Origin of the sequence: Methylobacterium sp. J-092, from assembly GCF_022829325.1 — a bacterium.
In the GTDB taxonomy this organism is placed as follows: Bacteria; Pseudomonadota; Alphaproteobacteria; order Rhizobiales; family Beijerinckiaceae; genus Methylobacterium.
On the sequence record NZ_JAKSXU010000048.1, the window covers coordinates 1 to 692 of the forward strand.

The window sequence follows — 692 nt, forward strand, 5'->3', positions numbered from 1 at the left end:
AACCTGCTCGACCTGATGAAGCTGCAGATCGAGACCCCGACCCACCTCGTCGACGTCAACGGGCTCGGGCTCGACCGGATCGAGCCGACCCCGGAGGGCGGCCTGCGCATCGGCGCGCTGGTGCGCAACACCGACCTCGCCGCCGACGCCCGTGTCCGGAAGGATTACGGCGTGCTGTCGCGCGCGCTGCTGGCCGGGGCCTCGGGGCAGCTGCGCAACAAGGCGACCACCGCCGGCAACCTGCTGCAGCGCACCCGCTGCCCGTACTTCTACGACACCGCGCAGGCCTGCAACAAGCGCCGGCCGGGCTCCGGCTGCTCGGCGCTCGACGGGGTCAGCCGGCAGCTGGCGGTGATCGGCGGAAGCGACGCCTGCATCGCCACCCATCCCGGCGACATGGCGGTGGCGATGCGCGTGCTCGACGCCACCGTCGAGACCGTCGACGGCGAGGGCGCATCGCGAAAGATCCCGGTGGCGGAGTTCCACCGCCTGCCGGGCGCCCTTGGGATCGCCGGGTTCTGCTACTGGCAGATCTACCTGCAGCCTTACGCATCCACCGACGACGCCTTCGTCGACGCGCGCCAGTTCTCGATCGCGCCGAAGGTGTCCGGCTACGTCGTCGCGCTCTCGGTCACCGACAACCAGCACGTCGACACCGGCGCGACCCTGTTCCAGATCGACCGGCGCGATTA

General features: G+C 70.7%; 1 protein-coding gene. It reads left to right on the forward strand.

Annotated features, from left to right (window positions below; genetic code table 11):
- Nucleotides 1–692, forward strand: a 692-nt coding sequence (locus MKK60_RS03080; protein ID WP_243983903.1) for an FAD binding domain-containing protein, incomplete at both ends; no start/stop codon positions are given.